The sequence below is a fragment of the Salinibaculum sp. SYNS191 genome (assembly GCF_037338445.1).
Taxonomy (GTDB): domain Archaea; phylum Halobacteriota; class Halobacteria; order Halobacteriales; family Haloarculaceae; genus Salinibaculum; species Salinibaculum marinum.
The window spans coordinates 390,554-406,843 of record NZ_CP147838.1; the positions used below are offsets into that span (position 1 = coordinate 390,554).

23 protein-coding genes are annotated in these 16,290 nt (G+C 67.8%); 6 read left to right on the plus strand and 17 right to left on the minus strand.

What is annotated here, in order from left to right; all coding sequences use genetic code 11:
- Positions 1-46: 46 nt before the first annotated feature.
- The 3 genes from mntA to WDJ57_RS02160 all read right to left on the minus strand — a co-directional run bounded on the left by mntA (position 47) and on the right by WDJ57_RS02160 (position 1,715).
- Entirely contained in the window at positions 47-481 is a 435-nt protein-coding gene (gene mntA / locus WDJ57_RS02150) for a type VII toxin-antitoxin system MntA family adenylyltransferase antitoxin (RefSeq protein ID WP_338903471.1), read from the minus strand.
- Positions 482-555: 74 nt separating this feature from the next.
- Positions 556-867 (minus strand): chorismate mutase, encoded by a 312-nt coding sequence (locus WDJ57_RS02155; RefSeq protein WP_380630164.1) that lies wholly within the window; start codon positions 865-867, stop codon positions 556-558.
- Positions 864-1,715: a shikimate kinase gene (locus tag WDJ57_RS02160; protein WP_338903474.1), complete on the minus strand. Its 852-nt coding sequence runs from the start codon at positions 1,713-1,715 to the stop codon at positions 864-866. The genes WDJ57_RS02155 and WDJ57_RS02160 overlap by 4 nt, the downstream gene beginning before the upstream one ends.
- Before the next feature lie 98 nt (positions 1,716-1,813).
- Here WDJ57_RS02160 and WDJ57_RS02165 point away from each other — a divergent pair, with 98 nt between their 5' ends.
- Positions 1,814-2,188, plus strand: coding sequence for a hypothetical protein (locus tag WDJ57_RS02165; RefSeq protein WP_338903476.1), 375 nt, complete (start codon positions 1,814-1,816; stop codon positions 2,186-2,188).
- Positions 2,189-2,236: 48 nt separating this feature from the next.
- Positions 2,237-2,695 carry a DUF5796 family protein gene (locus tag WDJ57_RS02170; protein ID WP_338903478.1) on the plus strand — a complete coding sequence of 153 codons (459 nt, stop codon included), beginning with the start codon at positions 2,237-2,239 and terminating at the stop codon, positions 2,693-2,695.
- 3 nt (positions 2,696-2,698) lie between these two features.
- Here WDJ57_RS02170 and WDJ57_RS02175 read toward each other — a convergent pair whose 3' ends face one another.
- A complete protein-coding gene (locus WDJ57_RS02175) occupies positions 2,699-2,833 on the minus strand; it encodes a DUF7128 family protein (protein WP_338903480.1) in 135 nt (44 codons plus the stop codon).
- An 86-nt stretch (positions 2,834-2,919) separates the two neighbouring features.
- Here WDJ57_RS02175 and WDJ57_RS02180 point away from each other — a divergent pair, with 86 nt between their 5' ends.
- The 3 genes from WDJ57_RS02180 to WDJ57_RS02190 all read left to right on the plus strand — a co-directional run bounded on the left by WDJ57_RS02180 (position 2,920) and on the right by WDJ57_RS02190 (position 7,070).
- Positions 2,920-5,019 (plus strand): CDC48 family AAA ATPase, encoded by a 2,100-nt coding sequence (locus tag WDJ57_RS02180; RefSeq protein WP_338903483.1) that lies wholly within the window; start codon positions 2,920-2,922, stop codon positions 5,017-5,019.
- A gap of 61 nt (positions 5,020-5,080) precedes the next feature.
- Entirely contained in the window at positions 5,081-5,470 is a 390-nt protein-coding gene (locus WDJ57_RS02185) for a hypothetical protein (RefSeq protein WP_338903485.1), read from the plus strand.
- Positions 5,471-5,525: 55 nt separating this feature from the next.
- The gene (locus WDJ57_RS02190; protein ID WP_338903487.1) at positions 5,526-7,070 is read left to right on the plus strand and encodes an aldehyde dehydrogenase family protein; all 1,545 of its coding nucleotides are present in this window, start codon (positions 5,526-5,528) and stop codon (positions 7,068-7,070) included.
- A gap of 197 nt (positions 7,071-7,267) precedes the next feature.
- On the opposite strand, the gene WDJ57_RS02195 is transcribed toward WDJ57_RS02190, so the two are convergent.
- The 6 genes from WDJ57_RS02195 to WDJ57_RS02220 form a co-directional block, all read right to left on the minus strand.
- Positions 7,268-8,074 (minus strand): carbon-nitrogen family hydrolase, encoded by an 807-nt coding sequence (locus WDJ57_RS02195; RefSeq protein ID WP_338903488.1) that lies wholly within the window; start codon positions 8,072-8,074, stop codon positions 7,268-7,270.
- Complete coding sequence (locus WDJ57_RS02200; RefSeq protein WP_338903489.1) at positions 8,074-8,502, minus strand: SRPBCC family protein; 429 nt, start codon at positions 8,500-8,502, stop codon at positions 8,074-8,076. Before WDJ57_RS02200 ends, WDJ57_RS02195 begins: the two co-directional genes overlap by 1 nt.
- Before the next feature lie 37 nt (positions 8,503-8,539).
- Positions 8,540-8,764: a DUF7123 family protein gene (locus WDJ57_RS02205; protein ID WP_338903491.1), complete on the minus strand. Its 225-nt coding sequence runs from the start codon at positions 8,762-8,764 to the stop codon at positions 8,540-8,542.
- 47 nt (positions 8,765-8,811) lie between these two features.
- Entirely contained in the window at positions 8,812-9,027 is a 216-nt protein-coding gene (locus WDJ57_RS02210) for a DUF7525 family protein (protein ID WP_338903493.1), read from the minus strand.
- A gap of 131 nt (positions 9,028-9,158) precedes the next feature.
- On the minus strand, positions 9,159-10,193 hold the full coding sequence (locus WDJ57_RS02215; protein WP_338903495.1) for a phosphate uptake regulator PhoU: 1,035 nt from the start codon (positions 10,191-10,193) through the stop codon (positions 9,159-9,161).
- A gap of 118 nt (positions 10,194-10,311) precedes the next feature.
- On the minus strand, positions 10,312-11,382 hold the full coding sequence (locus WDJ57_RS02220) for an ATP-NAD kinase family protein (protein ID WP_338903497.1): 1,071 nt from the start codon (positions 11,380-11,382) through the stop codon (positions 10,312-10,314).
- A gap of 73 nt (positions 11,383-11,455) precedes the next feature.
- On the opposite strand from WDJ57_RS02220, the gene WDJ57_RS02225 reads away from it, so the two are divergent.
- Positions 11,456-11,584 (plus strand): hypothetical protein, encoded by a 129-nt coding sequence (locus WDJ57_RS02225; RefSeq protein ID WP_338903499.1) that lies wholly within the window; start codon positions 11,456-11,458, stop codon positions 11,582-11,584.
- 1 nt (position 11,585) lies between these two features.
- Here the strand turns inward: WDJ57_RS02225 and WDJ57_RS02230 are convergent, their stop codons facing one another.
- The 7 genes from WDJ57_RS02230 to WDJ57_RS02260 form a co-directional block, all read right to left on the minus strand.
- The gene (locus WDJ57_RS02230; RefSeq protein WP_338903501.1) at positions 11,586-12,284 is read right to left on the minus strand and encodes a competence/damage-inducible protein A; all 699 of its coding nucleotides are present in this window, start codon (positions 12,282-12,284) and stop codon (positions 11,586-11,588) included.
- A gap of 44 nt (positions 12,285-12,328) precedes the next feature.
- Positions 12,329-13,096, minus strand: a complete 768-nt coding sequence (locus WDJ57_RS02235; RefSeq protein ID WP_338903503.1) for a DUF5803 family protein — start codon at positions 13,094-13,096, stop codon at positions 12,329-12,331.
- Positions 13,093-13,758: a DUF2110 family protein gene (locus WDJ57_RS02240; RefSeq protein ID WP_338903505.1), complete on the minus strand. Its 666-nt coding sequence runs from the start codon at positions 13,756-13,758 to the stop codon at positions 13,093-13,095. The genes WDJ57_RS02235 and WDJ57_RS02240 overlap by 4 nt, the downstream gene beginning before the upstream one ends.
- Positions 13,758-14,291, minus strand: a complete 534-nt coding sequence (tfe, locus tag WDJ57_RS02245) for a transcription factor E (protein WP_338903507.1) — start codon at positions 14,289-14,291, stop codon at positions 13,758-13,760. Before tfe ends, WDJ57_RS02240 begins: the two co-directional genes overlap by 1 nt.
- A 70-nt stretch (positions 14,292-14,361) precedes the next feature.
- Positions 14,362-14,907, minus strand: a complete 546-nt coding sequence (locus tag WDJ57_RS02250; protein ID WP_338903509.1) for a tRNA (cytidine(56)-2'-O)-methyltransferase — start codon at positions 14,905-14,907, stop codon at positions 14,362-14,364.
- A 24-nt stretch (positions 14,908-14,931) separates the two neighbouring features.
- On the minus strand, positions 14,932-15,645 hold the full coding sequence (locus tag WDJ57_RS02255) for a DsbA family protein (RefSeq protein ID WP_338903511.1): 714 nt from the start codon (positions 15,643-15,645) through the stop codon (positions 14,932-14,934).
- Between the two features lie 78 nt (positions 15,646-15,723).
- Positions 15,724-16,197: a hypothetical protein gene (locus tag WDJ57_RS02260; protein WP_338903514.1), complete on the minus strand. Its 474-nt coding sequence runs from the start codon at positions 16,195-16,197 to the stop codon at positions 15,724-15,726.
- Positions 16,198-16,290 lie beyond the last annotated feature (93 nt).

A 16,290-nucleotide genomic window follows, 5' to 3' on the forward strand; every position in this document is an offset into this window, starting at 1 on the left:
GGTTGATGTATCGGAGTTTATCAACGATGACATCCTCATCGACCATCTACGTATCCCCGCGAGCCAGTCGGTCGATGAACTCTCGGCGCTCCCGCTCCCGTTCGTCTGCGTTGGCCTCGTACTCCCGTGTTACTTGTTCTCGGTACGACTCGACGGCCTGCTCGTCGCCAGCGAGAACGATTCCGTCTCGGAGTGCAGCGTGGGCGACTGGCGTCGGGAGCGAGCCGACTTCACTCACATCGACGAAGCCCTCGGCGTACTCTTGTAGATTGGCATCGATGCGGTTGCGAAGGCGGAACCGTTCGTGGGCATCCATCTCCTCGGGGAATCGAAGGGCGACGTCCACATCCGATGAATCACCGGCTGTACCCCGGGCGTGCGAGCCGAACAGCACCGCGAAGACAACCTCCGTCCGGGCGAGGTAGTCGCTCATCTCATCGAGGTTGACGCCCTCAACGGTCGGCTCGCCCGCACTCACCATGCGAGTTTGTTCGAGAGCCGTCACTAAGACGTTTGTGTCCCCCACCAGAATCCGTCGCCAGCTCTGTTAGGTGCCTACCGGTTTTCCCGCTGCTCCACCTTGTTCAACTCGATGAGCAACCGGAAGATGGCTTTCACCAGGTTGGCGTCGACGTCGAACCGCGTCGCGTTCTCGCCCGCGCGGTCCATCACGGCCTGTTCCTGTTTCTCGTCGGTCGTCGGCAGTCCCTGCCGCGCTTTCACCTGTGCGATGGTGTCGGCGACGTAGGTACGTCGCGCGATGAGTTCGACGATTTCGCGGTCGATGTCGCGGATTTCCGTGCGCAGTTCGTCCAGTGTCATGTCCTCGGGGTTGATTTCGCCCCCGTCGTAGCTCTCGTCGGTCATGTGATTCGTGTTCCCTCCGTCTGCGTCGTTGTCAGCCACGTTCGGCCCTCCCGCTGGCTCCAGACGTCGCGGACCGCGGCCAGTGCATCGCGGTCGCCGACGGCCGTGAAACTCGGTCCGGTGCCCGACAGCGAGACGCCGGCGGCGCGGTCCATCGCCTCGACCATCGGGTCCGGCGAGAAGCCGAGCGCGGCACAGAAGGCCAGGCCGTTGACGGTCATCGCCCGCGCGTACTCGCTGTCGAGGGCGAGTTCCGCCACGAGGTCCGCCATCGGTGCCACCGAACGACACCGCCCGACGTCCGCGTCCGCGCTGTAGGCCCGCTCGGGCGGCGTGTAGACGAGCACATCCCACGACAGTTCGTCGCGGGCGAGCAGGTCGTCGGTCGTGTTGTCGGTGACCGTGACGCCGCCGAGCATGCTCGCGCTCGCGTCGTCGAACGCGCCGGTGACGGTGACGCCGACGTCCCGCGCGACGTCGACGCCGAGGCGGCAGGCATCCTCGCGGGACAGCGCGTCCGCCTCGCCGAGTGCGGACAGCGTCGCCAGGACCGTCGCGTTGGCGGCGGCGCTGGAGGATTTCAGCCCCGAAGCCATCGCCACGTCGCTCTCGGTGCGGACGGTTCCACCCTGACCGTCGCCAAAGTCCTCGACGACCCGCTCGACGCAGGCCTCGATGAGACGGGTGTCGGCGTCGGGGTCCTCCGCGACGGTCCCCTCGACCGGCCCGCTTTCGCGCAACTCGACGGTCGCCGTGGTGTACTCGTCGATGGCGAAGGCCGACCCGGTGCCGTTCGCGAGCGCGTTGAGCACCGTGCCGGCCGCCGGTGCCGCTGCCTGCCCTTGCATCGTGTCTGACTGTCCCACAGCCCGCTATTTACCTGTGGTGGTTGTCGGCGACGACCCGACCGGAATCCACTTTCGGACGCGCCGGCTATCAGGACTCGATGAGCGACACCGAGGGACCGGACGCAGATAGCGATGCCAACAGCGACGCCGACTCCGGCCCCGATACGGAACCGAGCGAGCAATCCGAGGCCAACTCGGACCCAGTCGCCGACGAGATGACGGAGGATGTCGAGGCGGAAGCTGTCGCGGAGGACGAGATGCCCGACCCGACGGTCCAGTCCGAGGCGCTCCGTCGGCAGCAACTGTTCGTCGGCAGCGGCGTCGCCGCAATCGCCGGCATCGCGGTCACTGTCGCGACCCTGCAGCAACTCCCGGACGTGCCCTTCACGGCCGCGCTGGCGGGCGGGCTGATTACGTCGGCGCTGTTGTTCGCGCTGCTGTTTGCGGGCATCTTCCGCGGAAGCGACGACTGACCCGAGCGAAGGGAATCCGTTTTAGCCCGCCGGCTACAATCGACCTCCATGCACGCGCGCTCGGACGTTCCGCCGGACACGCTCCCCATCGAACTGACGCCCGACGGTATCGAGGTCGAGTACAAGGACGGCCGGAGGGTCTTCTACCGCGGCGTCCCGACGAAGGCCGAGGGCACGGTCAAGACTGCGCCTGGCAAGAACGTCCACGTCCTCGTCAGCGACAAAAGCGAGACGCAGGGCGTGATGGTCTACGTCAACGAGCGGGACACGGAAGACGAGATTCTTGAGGACAGCGGCGTCGGCCGCGTCATGCTCGACCAGGGCGAGGAGACGACGGTGTTCCCCGGCGTGACGGTCCGGGAGCGGCAGATGCGCATCGACGTGGAGATGGACGCCGACGCAGTCGACGGTCGCGTCTTCGTCTTCGAGGAGGACGAGATGGGGGAACGCTCGTTCGAACTCGTCCCGGAGGGAGAGGGAGAACTGGACGACGACGGCGACGAGTAGCGCTTACTGGATGTAGGAGGGGCCTTCCGCGTCGCAGTTCTCCTCGTGGGCCCGTGCGTCCTCGCGCGAGTCGAACAGGAGCCCACAGTACTCGCACTCGTACCACGTCATGTCGTCCCGCGTGGTCTCGGACACCATGTCTGTGTCTGTGCTACCTATCGGTATAGGGTTTTCTCCGGCGGGTAGTCTGTCCGTTTATACCGGTCGCTCACCTACACGGGCGCATGACCGACGGAGAGACGCGGGTTCGCGTCGAGGGCGCGCGCAAGAGCGACGCGGGCCGCGGCATCGCCCGCCTGCCGGGCCACATCCAGAGCGCGCTGGGCGTGCTCAGCGGCGACCCAATCATCGTCGAGGGCGACAAACTCACCGTGGCGAAGGTCTGGCCGGGTAACGACGACGGCGACGTCGTCCGCATCGACGCCGACACGCGGGCCAGCGCCGGCGTCAACATCGGCGACGAAGTGACAATCCGGAAGGGGTCGGTAGCCGACGCCATCAGCGTCACGCTGCACCCGGCCGACGAGCACGCCGACGAGACCGCCTCTATCGAGGGAATCCGCCAGGGCCTTCGCGACCAGCTCGTCCGCCAGGGCAAGCGCCTGCGCGTCCAGGGCTACGGTGCCTACGTCGTCACCGACACCCACCCAGCGGGGTCGGTCCGCATCACGTCGGCCACCGACGTGCGGCTCGAAGCCGGCGTGGCCGACGTCGACAGCGCCGCCCCTGACGACGAGGGAAGCGGCAAGTCGACGGAGGACGACACCGGCGCGACCTACGAGGACATCGGCGGCCTGGACGACGAACTCGACCAGGTCCGGGAGATGATAGAGCTCCCGCTGTCGGAACCGGAACTGTTCGGTCGCCTGGGCATCGACCCGCCGAAGGGCGTCCTCCTGTATGGCCCGCCCGGCACCGGGAAGACGCTAATCGCCCGCGCCGTCGCCAGCGAAGTCGACGCCTACTTCGACACTATCTCCGGCCCCGAAATCGTCTCGAAGTACAAGGGCGAGAGCGAGGAGCGCCTGCGCGAGGCCTTCGACGACGCCGCCGCGAACGCCCCGGCCATCCTCTTCATCGACGAAATCGACTCCATCGCGGGGTCGCGCGACGAGGACGCCGACATGGAGAACCGCGTCGTCGCGCAACTGCTCACGCTCATGGACGGCCTGGAGGAGCGCGAGCAGGTGGTCGTCATCGGCGCGACCAACCGCGTCGACGCCGTCGACCCCGCGCTGCGCCGGGGTGGTCGGTTCGACCGCGAAATCGAAATAGGCGTGCCCGACGAGACCGGCCGGCGCGAGATTCTGGACGTCCACACGCGGAACATGCCGCTGGCCCCGGACGTCGACCTGGACCGCATCGCCGCCCGGACGCACGGGTTCGTCGGTGCCGACGTGGCCTCGCTGGCCCGCGAAGCGGGGATGTCCGCGCTCCGGCGGGACCCCGACGAACTCTCCGTGACCCGCGAGGACTTCGAGACGGCGATGGCCGCCATCGAACCCTCGGGAATGCGCGAGTACGTCTCCGAGTCCCCGACGCAGACCTTCGCAAATGTGGGTGGGCTCGACGACACGAAAGAGCGCCTGCGGGAAGCCGTCGAGTGGCCGCTGTCCTACGGCCCGCTGTTCGAGGCGGCGAAGACCGAACCGCCCTCGGGCGTCCTGCTCTACGGCCCCCCGGGCACCGGCAAGACGCTGCTGGCGCGGGCCATCGCCGGCGAGAGCGGCGTCAACTTCGTGAGCGTCGCCGGCCCGGAGATACTGGACCGCTACGTCGGGGAGAGCGAGCGGGCCGTCCGCGACCTCTTCGAGCGCGCCCGCCAGACCGCGCCGGCCATCGTCTTCCTGGACGAGATAGACGCCATCGCGGGTCGCCGCGGCGACGGCAACGAGGTGACCGAACGGGTCGTCTCGCAACTCCTGACGGAACTCGACGCCGCCGCCGACCACCCCTCGCTGGTCGTCCTCGCGGCGACGAACCGGAAGGAGGCGCTGGACCCGGCACTGCTCCGTCCCGGCAGACTCGAACGCCACATCGAGGTCCCAAACCCCGACGAAAAGGCCCGGCGGGACATCCTGCGGGTCCACACTGAGGGCAAGCCGCTGGCCGGTGACGTGGACCTCGACGAACTGGCCGCGGAGACGCAGGGGTTCTCCGGGGCCGACCTGGAGGCGCTGGTCCGGGAGGCCTCGCTGCGGGCGATTCGCGACGTCGCGGACGGACTCGACCCCGAGGAGGCAGCCGAACGGGCCGGCGACGTCGTCATCCGGCAGGAACACGTCGACGCCGCGCGCGAGGACCTGGACAGCCGCGACCGGTGACCGCGGCAGTGACGCCGGCGCTCCAGAACTGTTTTGACCGGTCGGGGTGACGCCCGAGCAAATGGCTGACGCTGACGGACCTGACGAGTCGCTCCCGGCGACGGGCGTCGCAGTGGGTATCGTCCTCGGTGCCGCCCTCGCAGCGGTCGTCTCGGTGCTGGTGGACGCGTCGCTCGCTATCGCCGGCGGCTACGGGGCCGGCGGCGGCCTCGTCGTCGGAGCGCTGACCGGCCGCCTCGGGCAGGCCAACTGGGGCGAGGACGACTGGCCGACGCGGGTGGCCGGTGGCGGCGCGGTCCTGGGACTCGTCGTCGGTGCCAGCCTCGGTGCGCTGGTCGCGTGGGGCCAGGACGTCGCGCTCACCGCTGGCGTGGCCGTGGGCGCGCCCGTCGGCTTCGTCCACGGACTGCTCGTCGGGGGCATCCTGGCAGCCAACGAGCGAGCGAAGTGAGTTTGCCGGCCGGTACCGCGACACACACTTGTTCCCCCCTGTCGTATGTCGCCCTATGGACAGTTCCACGACCCGCGAGTCCGGCGAACGGTACGGCCAGTACATCGACGGCGAGTGGCGCGACGGGCACGGCGAGGAGACGTTCGAGAGCGACAACCCCGCGACGGGCGAGACGCTGGCGGAGTTCGTCCGCGGAACGGAGGCCGACGTGGCAGCCGCGACAGCGGCAGCGGCCGACGCCTTCGAGGAGTGGCGCGCGCTGTCGTACGTCGACCGCGCCGAGTACCTCTGGGACATCTTCCACGAACTCCGCGACAGACATCAGGAACTCGGAGCGGTCGTCACGAGGGAGTGCGGCAAGGAGATAAGCGAGGGGAAAGCCGACGTCACGGAGGCCTGGCACATGGTCGAGTGGGCGGCCGGCAACGCGCGCCACCCCCACGGCGACGTGGTACCCTCCGAAATCGCCGCGAAGGACTCCTACATGCGCCGGAAGCCACGCGGCGTCGTCGGCTGTATCACGCCCTGGAACTTCCCGGTCGCCATCCCGTTCTGGCACATGGCCGTCTCGCTGGTCGAGGGCAACACCGTCGTCTGGAAGCCCGCCGAGCAGACGCCCTGGTGCGGGCAAATCGTCGCGGAGATGTTCGACGACGCCGGCATCCCAGACGGCGTGTTCAACCTCGTCCAGGGCTTCGGCGACGCCGGCGCAGCCATCGTCGAGAGCGACGACGTCGACACCGTGATGTTCACCGGGTCCGCCGAAGTCGGGCACCAGGTCGCAAAGACTGTCGCCAGCCAGCCACAGAAGAACACGTCCTGCGAGATGGGCGGCAAGAATGCTATCGTCGTCACCGGCGAGGCGGACCTGGACATCGCCCTGCACTCGGCGGTGATGTCCTCGTTCAAGACGACCGGGCAGCGCTGCGTCTCCTCGGAACGACTCATCGTCCACGAGGACGTCTACGACGAGTTCAAGCGGGAGTTCGTCGACCTCGCCGAGCGCGTCGCGGTCGGGGACCCGCTGGACGAGGAGACGTTCATGGGGCCGCTCGTCGACGAGGAGCAGATAGAGAAGTTCGGCCGCTACAACGACCTCGCGCGCACGGAGGGCGCGAACGTGCTGGTCGACCGTGAGGAACTGGACGACTCGGAAATCCCGGCGGGTCACGAGGACGGTCACTGGGTCGGCCCCTTCGTCTACGAAATCGACTACGACCCCGACCTGCGTTGCCTGCGCGAGGAAGTGTTCGGACCTCACGTCGCCCTCGTGGAGTACTCGGGCGGCATCGAGCGGGCCGTCGAGATACACAACGACGTGGCCTACGGCCTGGCGGGTGCTGTCGTCAGCGAGGACTACCGCGAGATAAACTACTACCGCGACCGTGCCGAGGTCGGCCTTGCCTACGCGAACCTGCCCTGCATCGGCGCGGAGGTGCAGTTGCCATTCGGCGGCGTCAAGAAGTCGGGCAGCGGCGCACCGCACGCTCGCGAGGCCATCGAGACGGTGACCGAGCGCACGGCGTGGACGCTCAACAACTCGGAAGACATCGAGATGGCACAGGGGCTGTCGGCGGACATCAGGACGCGAGAGGAGTGACGAGGCGAGAGGTGGACGAGGAGGTGGCCGCGGCGGCCGTCCGGACGACCGCCGGGGCCACGAGACGCCGTCCGGTGGGTGCGGCCGGGAGCCCGCGAGGCCGAGTAGCGCCGGTGATTTGCCGGCTGCGACGTGAAAAGCGTCTCGCCGGCAGGTGATTCTGGGAACCCACGACGGATAAATGTTCCCGCCTGCGCTCACCGGCGGTCGGCGAGCGCCGGGAACTCCGCGCGTCGCTCCGCGACGGTCTCCGGAGACACCTCGGCGGTGACCAGCGCCGGGTCGTCGTCCGCGCTCGCCAGTGTCGTCCCCCACGGGTCGTAGACGGTCGACCGACCCAGCAGCGACGCCTCCTCGAACTCGCCGACGCCGTTGGCCGCCGCGACGTACATCAGGTTCTCGACGGCGCGGGTCCGCGGGAGGAGTTTCCAGTGCTCGACGCGGGGGTACGGCCAGGCGCTGGGGACGAGCGTCAGCGTCACGCCCGCGTCGACCAGGTCCCGGTACAGTTCGGGAAAGCGCAGGTCGTAGCAGGTGGTCACGCCGACGGTGAACCCGTCGAAGGAGACGGTCTGGAGTCGGTCTCCGGGCGTCAGCAGGTCCTGTTCGGCCGAGTCGTACCCGAACAGGTGGTGCTTGCGGTAGACGGCCCGGCGCTCGCCGTCCCGGTCGAAGAAGACTGCGGTGTTGGCGTACCCCTCCGCGGCAGGCGTCTCGAATCCCGCCGCGTCCGAGGCTTCGAGGTCCTCGACGAGACTGCCGGCGAGCACCGCGACGCCGGCATCGGCGGCGGCCTCGGAGACCGCCGTGAGCGTCTCCCCGGCCAGTGGTTCGGCCTCTCGGGCGTAGCTCTCGAAGGCGAAGTAGCCGACCGTGAACATCTCCGGAAGGACGACGAGGTCGGCCCCCCGGCTGGCGGCGCGGTCGATGGCGGCGAGCGCGCGATCGACGTTCGCTGTCACGGCCGCGGGTTCGACGTCCAGTTGCGCGAGTGCGAGACGCATCAGTGCGGGATGCCGAGGTCGTCGTAGATTGCGGCTTCGAGGTTGTCGAACTCCGCCTCCATGTTGCGCTTGAAGAAGCGTTCGACGCCGGGAAGCTTGCCGTCGACTGTGAAGCGGTTGGTCAGCCGCGTCCCGTTGTCCAGTTCCTCCAGTTCGTGCTCGCCGACGACGTGCATCACCTTCGACTTCCCGACGAACTCGACGTACTCCGGCGGCGTGAACACTTTGTCCTCCGTCTCGACGCGGATGGTCCGGTCGATGACGGGAATGGGAAGTTGCAGGTGCCACACCGCCGTGTCGTCGTCGAGGAGTTCGAAGTCCGAGACCACGCTGATGGGGCGGGCGCGCTTCTCGGGGTCGGAGATGAACTTCCAGACCTCCTCGCGCGGTGCCGGCACGTCGACGACTCGCTCCACCCGGACAGTCATGGGGCTATTGTTTGTAGCGACGATAAAAAAGCTCGCGTTAGCTCGTCGTGACGCGCCAGGTTGTCGAGCGTGCGCGACCCCACTTCTCGATGTCGACGTCCTCTGACTTCTCGGCCAGTTTCGGGAGGCGAGCCCCGACCTGTTTCGCGGACAGTCCCAGCTGCTCGGCGATGTTCTTCGAGCGGAAATAGGCTTCGCCGCGCGAGACGCTGTTGCGAAGGTACTCCAGGATGCGGCGGTCCTCTTCGCTGAGGTCTGTCATTGGCTCCGCATAGGGTCTTGAGACTCTTAACGGTTTGTCTGTCGGGTTCACTCCGCGAACATGTGGAGAGCCGCGACCGCGATGCCGGCCGCGACCATCGCCGCTGCAAAGGCCAGCCCGGAGAGCAGTTGCATCCCGTTGCCGTCGCCGAGGAAGGAGAGATACGCCGTCACGCCCATCAGAACCGTCGCCAGCACCGCGATGATGCCGAAAGTCAGGCCGAGTCCGAGGCTCCTGTCCGTCGCCCGCGCTGTGTCTGCCATGTCATCCCCTTCCGCCGTTCTGTACTTATTTCATGCGACTCCACATTCTGGCGGCTCCGAACGGTCGGTCCGCGGGAAGAAACGTCGGACCGCGAGCGGCGGCGGAGCGTCCCGGTCCGCGTCGGGCCCGGCTACGTGATGGTGATGTGGTCCGACTCCTCGTCGAGCGCGAGGTTCGTCGCGATTTCCGCGTTGCGGACCGCGTACTGGGCCGTCTCGCGGAGGCTGACGAGGACCTCACGGACCTGCAGGAGTTGCTGATTGTCCATCTCCGGCAGGTCGTCGAGGATGTCCTTCTCGCGGTCGCTCATCTCGGCGAAGCGCTCGCGGATGTCGATGGCGATGTCGTAGTCGCGGTTGACGGCGGCCTCGACGGCGAGTTCCGTGATGTCGTTGACCTCGTCGGTGTACTCGCGGATGCGCCGCATGGTATCCGATTCGACGTTGATGGCGTTGTTCTCGGCCTCCAGCGCGATTTCGGCGATGTCCTCGGCGTTGTCCGCGGTGAGTTCGAGGTTCTTCGCGATGGAGCGGTAGCCGATGAGCGGGAAGCCGTCCTCCAGCCCCACCGAGCGGGCGAGGTTGGGGTTCTGGTATGCCGTGAAGATGAGGCGGAGCAGGAGGACGAATATCTTGTTCGCCTGCCGCTCGCGGTTGAGCGCCCGCTGGGCGAGGTCCGGGTTGTTGTGGGCCAGCGACTTGATGGCCTCGTTGCGCATCGTGGAACCGGTCGATTCCAGCCGTTCCAGCAGGTTGTCGAGCGTGAAGTCCTCGGGGTCGACCGAGCACCGGATGGCGATGCTCTCCGGCGTCTCCTCGATGACGCCCAGTCCCATCAACTGGGTCTCCGCGTTGTAGACCGCGTTGATGTGCGTGCTGTCGAGGGTCTCCCCCTCGCCGGCCTCCACGTGGATGATGCGCCGGCCGAGGACGTACTGCGCCACTATCGCCCGCTCCACGGAGTCGGCGTCCAGACCGGAGGCACGGATGATGGCTTCGGACTCCTCGGAGGTGACCGACTCCGGCATGACGGTCAGGGTTCCCTTGCTCCCGACCCGGAGCGAGACCTCGTCTCCCTTCTTCACGTCGTGTGCCTGCGCCCACTCGGCAGGCAGCGTCATGGCGAGCGTCGACGGGCCCAGCCGCTGGACCTTTCTCGTTTCCATATCTACCCCATATTACCCGGTCTACCTTAATGTTATCATAAGTCCCTAGAAGATGAGTCGGTATGTGGGGGATACTAGGGGTGATGTTATACGGACACCCGATTCTGCCGGCTACCGTTCAGACCAGTTCGACGAGGCGGCGCTCGACGCGGCCGACTCGGACCCGGTGCCAGCCGCGCAACTCCTCGTCCAGGTCGGGGTCGCCAGTGTCTGCCCGCAGGACGCCGACGTCGTCCAGTTTCCGCCGCGAGGCGACGATTTCGACGTCGCACTGTCGAATTACCGCGGGGGAGAGTTGCTGATTGCCGCGGCCGAAGACGAAGCCCTGCCCGCCGATGGGCGAGACGACCACGACGTTGCGCTCGCCGACCGCATCGAGGATATCCGACTCGGCTGCGTCCCGGGCGAGGAGGTCGCCGTCGCGATAGACGTCCACGCCGAGCGGCGTTCCGACGAACCCGAGCCCCCGCTTTATCCTGCCCACGGTGGAGCCGGGGCCGAGGACGTAGGTGACGCCGGGTTCGACGTCGTCGAGAAAGCCCTCGGCGAGGGCCTCGACGCTGCCGCCGCCGAGTTGCTTGCTCGACTGGCGCTCCTCCGCGACGGGGACGGTGGCGATTGCCCGGAGTTCCGTCCGCACCTGCCCCTCACGGTAGTCGTCCTCGTCGATGTCGTTGACCTCGGCCTCCGCCGTCCGCTGGAACGTCCCGGCGATGTGGCCCGCCGCGCGCGGCGTCACGCCGAAGACCGCGGAGTATATTTTCACGCCCGCGGGGATACCGAGAATCGGCGTCCGGTCGTCGAGTTCGGCGAGCGTCTCGGCCACGTCGACGGCGGTGCCGTCGCCGCCGGCGAACAGAACGAGGTCCACGCCGCTGTCGACGAAGGCTCGTACCGCCGCGCGCGTGTCGTCGGCAGTCGTCTCCGCGTCGTCGGGGGTCGGCCCCACCACCGTCGGCTCGAACCCGGCAGCGCGGGCCTCCGTCGCGCCCATGACGCCGCCGGGGGTGACCAGTTCGACGTCCGCGTCGAGGTGTGCCAGTTCGTCCAGTGCCTCCCGTGCGCGGTCCGGTGCGCGCGGCTCCGCACCGCGTTCACGCGCCTCGGCCACTTTGCCGTCGGTTCCCTTCAGCCCGACACGCCCACCCATGCCGGCAATGGGGTTCACCACGACGCCGATGCGACGCATCGTGGCGGTCTAGGACGGTGACGGGCAAAAGGAAACCGGAACGACTTACTTTTCCGCTCATCGAGGGTGAGATATGAACGTTCCACTGTCGCAGGCGGGCGAGGTCACGGTGCAGGCGGGAGTAATCGACGCCACGGGCTGGGTCGTCGGGGTCGGCGGCCTGCTCCTGACGGTCTTCTGGCTGCGCAGTCTCTTCCGGTAGGTCAGGCGTCCTCGTCCGGCGGAGAAACGTTCGCTGCGAGCCACTGCCGGGCCGCCTCGACGGCCTCGGCGTCTGTCCCCTGAATCTTCAGCCGGACGTTCTCACCCGGGTAGCTCCCAACCTGGACGTCGAAGCGGTCCTGTACCTCGACGAGTCTGTCGATGAGCGCGCTCTCGGGTTCGGCGGCGACGACGGACTCGACGAACCGCTCGACGCCGGCGAAGTCGTCGGCGATGACCTCGAACATTCCCTTCATCTCGTCTGGTACCCCCGGCAGAACGTAGACGTTACCGATGGCACACCCCGGCGCGACGCCGTTGGGGTTCGGGAGCAGTTCGCTCCCGGTCGGGAGGTGGGTCGTTCCCTCCGTCAGGTCCGACCGGGCGTAGCCGGCCTCCTCTTCGAGCCACTGGACGGCGGCGTCGTGCTCGGAGAGATCGGTCCCGAAGGCGGCCGCCACGGCGTCCATCGTCACGTCGTCGTGGGTCGGACCGAGACCGCCGGTCACGATGACGGCGTCGTACTCGGCGTGGTACTCGTTGACCACGCGGGCGATGTCGCTCACGCGGTCGGGGACGACGGTCACGCGCTCGACGTCGACGCCGCGGTCGGTGAGCTCTCGGCCCAACCAGGCGGCGTTGGAGTTGACAGTGTCTCCGGACAGTATCTCGTCGCCGACGGTCACCAGCGCGACGCGCATACCACCTCATTGGGCCGAGCGCGTAAAAGCATCCCCGCCTCGGGTCAGCGCATGCCCGGCGGCGGCCCGTCGTCCCCGAAGTCGTCGTCCTCAGTCTCGACGTCCAGGCCGAGGTCCTCGCGCTTGCCCTCCAGTTCGCGAATCTTCCGGCGGTAGTACAGCGTGCCCGCCACGCCCGCGACGACCATGATGGCCGCCAGCGACCCGAAGAGGATGATGTCCCGCTGGAGGTAGTACCGCACGCTGACCGACCCGCTGGAGACGTTGTCCCACCGCACGGTCATACGGTCGCCCTCGACGCTGGAGGACCAGCCACCCGGCCCGGCCTGCGAGAGCAGCGGGATGCCGACGCGGGCGTCCGGCGGCAGCACTATCTCGTAGGACCCCTCGACGAAGACGGGCGTGCCGAACTGCTTGTCCGCCCGGGCGGCGGTGTAGCCGACGAGTCCGTCCCTTGCGGGGAGGCCGATGACGGTCCGGTCCTGGTTGCGGGTGGCGGTCAGGTTCGCGTGGGTCGCGTTGACGACGGTCCCGTTCCTGTAGCGGAACTGCAGCGCGCGCAGGTTCACCGGGTTGTCTCCCTCTATCGGGTCACGCCGCCAGACCGCCAGTTCGCTGCTGTTCGTGACGTTGACCACGGCCGCGTACGAGGAGCGGGAGATGTCGAACGTCGCCGTCGCGTTGACGTCCCAGTCGTAGGTCGCGTTCTCGCTGAGGTCCTCCTCCGGGATTTCGGAGGGACCGAGCCCACACCCCGCCAGGAGGACGACGGCGAGCAGCGCGCCGGCAGCGAGGTAGTGACGACGGTTCATGGAACGACGCAGAGGAGTTCCGCGGGGAGGTACTCGCCGACGCTGGCGAGCAGCCCCGGCGGGTCTGTCCCCTCCTTGCAGACGACGCTCTGTTCGAGCAGTCCGAGCCGTTCGACCGTGACGATGTCCTGCGCGTGCCCGGCGCGGTTGACCGTGGCACGGACTTCCGAGCGGGTGGCGCTGTTGACGTTCAGCCGGCCGGTCCCGCGGGTCCACTCGTACAGCCTGTCGCGCTCCTCGTCCGCCAGGCGGGGCGTCTCCCCCGCGACGAACCGCAGCGGCATGTGCTGCACGAGCGCGAAGCGCGTGCGAATCTGGTCGGCGCTGCCCTGACCGAGTCCCAGTTCGGCCGTCGGAATCCGGACCTCGCGCCCGGCGTCGAGGACGAACCCGTCCCCGTCCCAGGACTCCAGTGTGCCCCAGTAGACCTCGCCGTCTTCGAGGTGGGGCGTAATCTCGCCCCACTCCTGGCGCAGGAGGTTCCGCGCGACGGTTGCGTCGGGTCCGTCGACAGTCACGGACGGGAAGTCGTCGTCGCGGATACCGACGGTGTACTCGACGTCGAGGTCAGCGAGGTCGTTGGCGAGCATCGACTCCAGGGAATCGAGTGCGCGCTCGCGGGCGTCGCCGGAGACGTACAGTTTGGTTGCGAGTACGACCATCAGACCTCGACGCTCGCCGTCTCGACGTTGAGTTCGTCCCGCAGTTCGTCGATGCGCCGGTCCATCGACTCGACGAGCCGGGTGTTCTCCAGCGCTTCCAGGTCCGACCCGCACTGGGGGCACTCGAAGCCGAACTCCATGCCCTCGCCGAACTCGAAGCGGATGCCGCAGTTCTCGCAGAGGTAGAACTCGTGGTTGCGTTCGTACTCGCGGCGGTCCTCCAGCGCGGCGAGCAGGCGGTGCATCTCCTCTTCGAGCTGTTCGGGTATCTTGTCGTACTCGAACGTCCAGAGGTACGTGAGCCAGCCCGAGTCCTCGTCGCGGAGTCGCCGGTAGCTCGCCAGGTCGTTCTCGTAGAGGATGAACAGGGCGCGTCGGACGTCGTTGAGTTCGAGTCCGAGCTCCTCGGCGAGTTCCTCGTCGGTCACTTCACCGTCCGGTGGGGCCGCCGCCACCGGCATTCCTTTCGGGCCGACGAGTTCGTGGAGGTACTTCTGTATGACCGGGTCCTCCAGGAGTTCCTCAAAAGCCATTACCCAAATCAGGGGGAGTCAGGCGGTTAAAACCATCGGGACGCGTCCGCGCGGCGAAATCGCCGCGCCGTCACTCGTCGGTGCGGTCCTCGACGCGCTTGCCCGTCGCCTGGGGCACGACCGTCTTCTCGGCGTCGGCCCACTCCCGGTCGAGTTCCCGCCCCTCGAACAGTCTGTCGAGGAAGACGGCCAGCGACGCCACCTCGGAGTGTGGCTGGTTCGTCACGCCGACGTTCCAGTCCGCCGCGTCGTAGACGTCCCACGGGACCTTCTCGGCCCCGACGACGACCAGCAACGGCGTTCCCGTCCGGTGTGTCTCATGAATCTCGCTCTCGACGTCCTGGACCGGGAGGCCGTACATCGTCAGGTGGACGATGGCCCCGTCCCAGTCGTCCAGCAGTGCCGTCGGGCTGGTCGTGGTCTCCACGTCGAAGGGCCCGCCGAAGCGGTCCGTAATGTCCTCAACGGTGTCGCTGCGGCTGGCGCCGTCGCCGGCGAGAATCACGCGGTCGGCGCCGAGTGCGCGCGCGGTCAGGCCGACGTGGGTCGTCATCCGCTCGTCCCGGCCCGGCCGGTGGCCGAGTCTGAGCACGGCGACCTCCGGTTCGTCCTTCATGACTCCCCCGACGAGACGGTCCCGTTAGGCGCTTTCGGAGAGCGCGTCGTCCAGCGCCGACGAGACGGTGTCGACGGTACTGCTACCGAACCCGGAGGTGACTATCTGCCCGTTGATGACGAACGCGGGCGTCCCCTGGATGCCGACTTGGCCGGCCATCTGGCGGTCCGCCCGGACTGTCGGGTCGTGGGCGCGGTCGACGCCCGCCGTCGCGACTGCCTCGGCCCCGTCGAGGCCGAGGTCGTTCACGAGCCGTTCGAACAGGGACCGGACGTTCCCGCGGAGGTCCCTGTGATTTTCGAAGAGTTTCTTCGCGTACGCCCAGAATGCGGCGTTGCCGTGGCGGGCCTGGACCTCGCGGGCCGCGGACGCCGCCTGCCAGGAGCCGGGGTCGGCGACGGGAATCGGCGCGTCGCGGTGCTCGTAGCGGATGTCGCCGGAGTCGATGAACTCCGAGGCCAGTTCGTCGAACCCGCTGGCGTTGTAGTCTGCACAGTGCGGGCAGGCGTAGTCCTCGTACACCGCCAGCGTGACGCTCGCTTCGGGGTCGCCAAGGACCGGTGCGGGGAGACGGCCGTCGGTCATCGTCGGCGTCGGCCCGGACGTGACCGTGGGTTCGGAGCCGTCGGTTCCGTCGCCACCCTGTCCGTCGTTGCCGCCGAGACAGCCGGCGAGTGCGGCTGCCCCGGTTCCGACGCCGAGGAGGAGCCGCCGGCGGCTCATCGAACTGTCGTCCATGTCCTCTAGCCAGCCTGCCAGCTATATAATCTGTCTGTCTCGCGGACATCCCGGCGAGAACTCGCTGTCTCGGCCGCGTCAGGTGTCGTCGCGCTGGCGTTCGCGCGGCCGTTCCACGAACGTCCGTCCGTTCAGGCGCTTGCGCTCGCCGTCGGCCGTCCTGATGAGCAGTTCCGGGCCCTTGTGTCGCATCTCCACCACGTCGAGAATCGTCTCGAACGACCAGCCCTTGACTCTGGCCTGGCCGTCCTCGTCTATCTCTATGAAGGTTCGGGGCGTCTGCTGGTCGCCCAGCGACCACTCCTCGCCGCCGAACTCGATGGTCTCCTCCGCCATCGTCCCCCAGCGGAACACACACCGGTACTGGGTCCGGGGTTCGTCCGCGCGCTCGTGGTCGACGCGGGTCGTCGTCTCGAAGTCGAACCCGCAGTTGGCGGCCCACTTCTCCAGGTGCTCGTGGTCGAACCGCCGCTGTCCGGCCCCGTCGCGCGTCTCGCGGGTCCAGATGATGTGGGAGTTCGACGGCTTGCCTCTGAACGAGCCGGCTGTCACCGCTGGAACTGGGCTGCGCCCTCGCTTAAGTATAATTGAGAGCCAGTGACAGGAGAGCCGGACGCGACTCTTTTAGTGGGGCCGGAGCCAAGG

Bases quoted from the DNA above. Each gene is read 5' to 3' on its own strand.
- mntA (WP_338903471.1), bottom strand. From the start codon at position 481: ATGGTGAGTGCGGGCGAGCCGACCGTTGAGGGCGTCAACCTCGATGAG.
- WDJ57_RS02155 (WP_380630164.1), bottom strand. From the start codon at position 867: ATGACCGACGAGAGCTACGACGGGGGCGAAATCAACCCCGAGGACATG.
- WDJ57_RS02160 (WP_338903474.1), bottom strand. From the start codon at position 1,715: ATGCAAGGGCAGGCAGCGGCACCGGCGGCCGGCACGGTGCTCAACGCG.
- WDJ57_RS02165 (WP_338903476.1), top strand. From the start codon at position 1,814: ATGAGCGACACCGAGGGACCGGACGCAGATAGCGATGCCAACAGCGAC.
- WDJ57_RS02170 (WP_338903478.1), top strand. From the start codon at position 2,237: ATGCACGCGCGCTCGGACGTTCCGCCGGACACGCTCCCCATCGAACTG.
- WDJ57_RS02175 (WP_338903480.1), bottom strand. From the start codon at position 2,833: ATGGTGTCCGAGACCACGCGGGACGACATGACGTGGTACGAGTGCGAG.
- WDJ57_RS02180 (WP_338903483.1), top strand. From the start codon at position 2,920: ATGACCGACGGAGAGACGCGGGTTCGCGTCGAGGGCGCGCGCAAGAGC.
- WDJ57_RS02185 (WP_338903485.1), top strand. From the start codon at position 5,081: ATGGCTGACGCTGACGGACCTGACGAGTCGCTCCCGGCGACGGGCGTC.
- WDJ57_RS02190 (WP_338903487.1), top strand. From the start codon at position 5,526: ATGGACAGTTCCACGACCCGCGAGTCCGGCGAACGGTACGGCCAGTAC.
- WDJ57_RS02195 (WP_338903488.1), bottom strand. From the start codon at position 8,074: ATGCGTCTCGCACTCGCGCAACTGGACGTCGAACCCGCGGCCGTGACA.
- WDJ57_RS02200 (WP_338903489.1), bottom strand. From the start codon at position 8,502: ATGACTGTCCGGGTGGAGCGAGTCGTCGACGTGCCGGCACCGCGCGAG.
- WDJ57_RS02205 (WP_338903491.1), bottom strand. From the start codon at position 8,764: ATGACAGACCTCAGCGAAGAGGACCGCCGCATCCTGGAGTACCTTCGC.
- WDJ57_RS02210 (WP_338903493.1), bottom strand. From the start codon at position 9,027: ATGGCAGACACAGCGCGGGCGACGGACAGGAGCCTCGGACTCGGCCTG.
- WDJ57_RS02215 (WP_338903495.1), bottom strand. From the start codon at position 10,193: ATGGAAACGAGAAAGGTCCAGCGGCTGGGCCCGTCGACGCTCGCCATG.
- WDJ57_RS02220 (WP_338903497.1), bottom strand. From the start codon at position 11,382: ATGCGTCGCATCGGCGTCGTGGTGAACCCCATTGCCGGCATGGGTGGG.
- WDJ57_RS02225 (WP_338903499.1), top strand. From the start codon at position 11,456: ATGAACGTTCCACTGTCGCAGGCGGGCGAGGTCACGGTGCAGGCGGGA.
- WDJ57_RS02230 (WP_338903501.1), bottom strand. From the start codon at position 12,284: ATGCGCGTCGCGCTGGTGACCGTCGGCGACGAGATACTGTCCGGAGAC.
- WDJ57_RS02235 (WP_338903503.1), bottom strand. From the start codon at position 13,096: ATGAACCGTCGTCACTACCTCGCTGCCGGCGCGCTGCTCGCCGTCGTC.
- WDJ57_RS02240 (WP_338903505.1), bottom strand. From the start codon at position 13,758: ATGGTCGTACTCGCAACCAAACTGTACGTCTCCGGCGACGCCCGCGAG.
- tfe (WP_338903507.1), bottom strand. From the start codon at position 14,291: ATGGCTTTTGAGGAACTCCTGGAGGACCCGGTCATACAGAAGTACCTC.
- WDJ57_RS02250 (WP_338903509.1), bottom strand. From the start codon at position 14,907: ATGAAGGACGAACCGGAGGTCGCCGTGCTCAGACTCGGCCACCGGCCG.
- WDJ57_RS02255 (WP_338903511.1), bottom strand. From the start codon at position 15,645: ATGGACGACAGTTCGATGAGCCGCCGGCGGCTCCTCCTCGGCGTCGGA.